The sequence below is a fragment of the Bradyrhizobium sp. PRIMUS42 genome (assembly GCF_023006515.1).
Lineage (GTDB): Bacteria > Pseudomonadota > Alphaproteobacteria > Rhizobiales > Xanthobacteraceae > Bradyrhizobium.
On the sequence record NZ_JALBGZ010000690.1, the window covers coordinates 1 to 3,312 of the forward strand.

The 3,312-nt window shown below is 64.2% G+C and carries 4 protein-coding genes and 1 pseudogene; 2 read left to right on the forward strand and 3 right to left on the reverse strand.

Going from position 1 to position 3,312, the window contains the following annotated elements; translation table 11 throughout:
* Nucleotides 1-330: pseudogene (locus tag MOV75_RS31930) on the forward strand (bifunctional folylpolyglutamate synthase/dihydrofolate synthase); the annotation flags it as partial.
* 134 nt (nucleotides 331-464) lie between these two features.
* On the forward strand, nucleotides 465-1,205 hold the full coding sequence (locus MOV75_RS31935) for a metallophosphoesterase (RefSeq protein WP_246931426.1): 741 nt from the start codon (nucleotides 465-467) through the stop codon (nucleotides 1,203-1,205).
* A 94-nt stretch (nucleotides 1,206-1,299) separates the two neighbouring features.
* On the opposite strand, the gene MOV75_RS31940 is transcribed toward MOV75_RS31935, so the two are convergent.
* The 3 genes from MOV75_RS31940 to MOV75_RS31950 form a co-directional block, all read right to left on the reverse strand.
* Nucleotides 1,300-2,307 (reverse strand): ATP-dependent DNA ligase, encoded by a 1,008-nt coding sequence (locus MOV75_RS31940; RefSeq protein WP_246931427.1) that lies wholly within the window; start codon nucleotides 2,305-2,307, stop codon nucleotides 1,300-1,302.
* A 144-nt stretch (nucleotides 2,308-2,451) separates the two neighbouring features.
* Nucleotides 2,452-2,772, reverse strand: coding sequence for a thioredoxin (trxA, locus tag MOV75_RS31945; protein ID WP_007598398.1), 321 nt, complete (start codon nucleotides 2,770-2,772; stop codon nucleotides 2,452-2,454).
* 66 nt (nucleotides 2,773-2,838) lie between these two features.
* The coding region (locus MOV75_RS31950) for a PD-(D/E)XK nuclease family protein (RefSeq protein WP_247007307.1) at nucleotides 2,839-3,312 on the reverse strand (474 nt) is incomplete at its 5' end.

A 3,312-nucleotide genomic window follows, 5' to 3' on the forward strand; every position in this document is an offset into this window, starting at 1 on the left:
GACCTCGAAGAGCGGGTGTCGCGGCCGCTCGTCGTCATCGCGGGCATGATGGCCAACAAGGATGCGCAGGGCTTTCTCGCCAATTTTGCCGGTCTCACCCGTCACATCATCGCGGTGCCGATTCCTGATACCGAGAACGCGATGCCGGTCGATCGCCTCGCCGACGCCGCGCGCAGCCTCGGCATGCGCGTCGAGACCGTCTCGGGCGTCGAGGCCGCATTGCGCGCCTTGGCGAAGCTCGCCTACGAGGTGCCGCCGCGCATCCTGATCACCGGCTCGCTGTATCTGGCCGGCCATGTGCTGGCGATCAACGGCACGCCTCCTGCATGATTTCTCTTGTCCCGGACAAGCGCAGCGAAGCGGAGCGCTGATCCGGGACCCAGAATGCCGCGATATGGGCCCCGGCTCTGCAGCGCACCGCTGAAGAAGCGCTGGCCGCGTCCGGGGCACGGAAGAGAGAGCCCATGCGTTTCGCCGCCATTGCCGACGTCCACGGGAATTACCTCGCGCTGGAAGCTGTCCTCGCCGACATCCGCGCTCACGGCATCATAGACATCGTCAATCTCGGCGACATGCTGAGTGGTCCGCTCGATGCGCACAGGACCATCGAAATCCTGATGACGCTCGACGCCGTGCACGTGCTCGGCAACCACGACCGCTATCTGCTCGACCGTCCGCCTGAGAAGATGGGCTCCTGGGATCGTCCTGCCCATGCAGCGCTCAGCGTCGCGCAGCTTGACTGGCTGCGGGCCCAGCCGATGACGCGGGTCTTTCGTGACCAGGTGTTCCTCTGCCACGCGACGCCTGATAATGACGAAGTCTATTGGCTCGACACCGTGCATCCCGACGGTGTGGTGGCGCAGTCGCCGCTGGACCGCATCGAGCAATTCGCGCGCGGCATCACGCAATCGCTGATCCTCTGTGCTCACACCCATCTCGCCCGCGCCGTGCGACTTCGCGACGGTCGCTTGATCGTCAACCCCGGCAGCGTCGGCAGCCCTGGGTATCGTGACAAGCATCCCTATCCGCATGTGGTGGAGGCGGGCACGCCGCACGCGCGTTATGCGATTCTCCACCTAGCGAATGGAGCCTGGCAGGTGACGTTCCGCCACGTCGCATATGATCATGAGGCGATGGCCGCACTGGCGCGGCGCAACGGTCAGCCTGAGTTGGCGAACGCGCTCGCGACGGGATGGATCAAGTAGACGTTTTTTCTGCTTCGTAGCCCGGATGGAGCGCAGCGCAACGAGCGATGCCGGCCCCGGATTGCGCTGCGCTCCATCCGGGCTACGGCTACGCTCACTTCAACAGCTTCATTGGGTCGGCGACCTTCTGCTTCAGCTGCTCGAAGGTGCATTGCCGCGCCGCCTTGTCCGGGCGCCAGCGCAGGATCGAGGTGCCGTGGCGGAAACGTTCGCCGCTGAAATGGTCGTAGCAGACTTCGATCGCCAGCTTCGGCTTGAGCGGACACCATTTCGCGGAGCGCTCGGTGGACCAGCGGCTTGGCCCGCCCGGCGCGTTTCCGGTGAAGCCGGGTTCGCCGATCAGCGCCTCCAGGCGGTCGGTCAATGCCGGTTTCTGTTCGGCCTTGATCGCCGAGGTGAAGCCGACATGGTGCAGGAGACCTTCATCGTCGTAGAGTCCGAGCAGCAGTGAGCCGACGACTTTCCGGCCCGCGATCTTGTTGGTGGCATAGCGGAAGCCGCCGACGACGCAATCGGCGCTGCGGAATTTCTTGATCTTCTGCATGCCGTCGCGATTTCCGGCCTGATAGGGCAGGTCGATGCGCTTGGCGATGACACCGTCCGAGCCGCCGCCGGATTGCGCCAGCCATTTTTTGGCCGTGGCGTAGCTCGTTGTCCATGGTGAAAGGCGGAAAAGACTGCCTTTGAGACTGGCTTTCGCAAAAGCGTCCAGTGCCGGCCGGCGCTCGCTCATCGTCTTCTCAGCCAGACCTTTCTCCCGGGACGTCGCGAGCAGATCGAAGGCGAGGTACAGCGACGGCGTCTCCTCCGAGAGTTTCTTCACACGGCTCGCCGCCGGATGAATGCGTTGCAGGAGGGCGTCGAAGGAAAAGCTCTTGCCCTGCGGCACGACGATCTCGCCGTCGAGCGTGAAGCGATCCGCCTTCAGCCTCAAGGCGGCGGCGACGATCTCGGGGAAATAGCGCGCGAGATCCTCGCCGGACTTCGAGCGTAGATCGACGTCACCGCCGTTGCGCGACAGCAGGCCGCGAAAGCCATCCCATTTCGGCTCGTACTGCCATTCCTTGCCGCGCGGGATCTCGTCGACCGAACGCGCCTCCATCGCGACGAGAGAGGCGGGTTTGCGGTCGCGCTTTCGGGGAGGGGCTGGCAAGGGCGGGACTCGTCATACGCTGTACACGTCCCATCAACGCAGAACGGCCGGCATTTCGCCGGCCGTTGTCGAAAATAATTGAAGTGAGCTGAATCAGACCGCGGAGGTGATCCACTGCTGCAGCTTCGCCTTAGGCGCGGCGCCGACCTGACGGGAGGCCATCTCGCCGCCCTTGAAGATCATCAAGGTCGGGATCGACATCACGCCATACTTGGACGCAGTCTTGGGGCTCTCGTCGACATTGAGCTTCACGATCTTGACCTTGTCGCCCATCGCGCCGGCGATCTCGTCGAGTGCAGGTGCGATCATGCGGCAGGGGCCACACCACTCGGCCCAGAAATCGACGACCACGGGGCCGTTTGCCTTGAGCACTTCGGCTTCGAAATCGGTATCGGAAACCTTGCCAACGGCCATGGGAGTACCTCGTTCGGTTGAAAGAATCGGCGCGACGGGAATCGCGCCCGGGATCATGCGGTCAACCTATGAACGGCTCCTTGCCGGGTCAAGGACGCTCACGCCGAGATGAAGGGATGCCAGCGTCGCGTCCAGCGCGGGGGCTGAAATCTCCATATATTCAAGGGCCTCGGTCCAGAGCAGGACGGCCCTGACGGGCTTTTGGGGATAAAGCCGCGATAGCACCGCCCGGTACAGCGCAAGCTGCCGGACATAGGCGGTGGGGGCCTCAGCCGCGCTTTTGGGCGCGGCCTGGTTGGTCTTGAAATCGATGATCAAAACTTCATCCGGACGTACGACCAGCCGGTCGATCTGCCCCGACACCAGCGCCGGCGTGCGGCCCGGCCGCTCCAATTTGCCGACAATGGCGACCTCGGCCCGGCTGCCGGCCGCGAAGACCGGCGCAAAACGCGGTTCGGTGATCAGGGCCAGCACCTTGTCTGCCAAAGCGGCGCGATCGGCTTCCGGCCAGTCCGCGGCGTTGCGGGCCATGAAGCCGAG

Coding starts and splice junctions, on each gene's coding strand:
- MOV75_RS31935 (WP_246931426.1), top strand. CDS start 465: ATGCGTTTCGCCGCCATTGCCGACGTCCACGGGAATTACCTCGCGCTG.
- MOV75_RS31940 (WP_246931427.1), bottom strand. CDS start 2,307: ATGGAGGCGCGTTCGGTCGACGAGATCCCGCGCGGCAAGGAATGGCAG.
- trxA (WP_007598398.1), bottom strand. CDS start 2,772: ATGGCCGTTGGCAAGGTTTCCGATACCGATTTCGAAGCCGAAGTGCTC.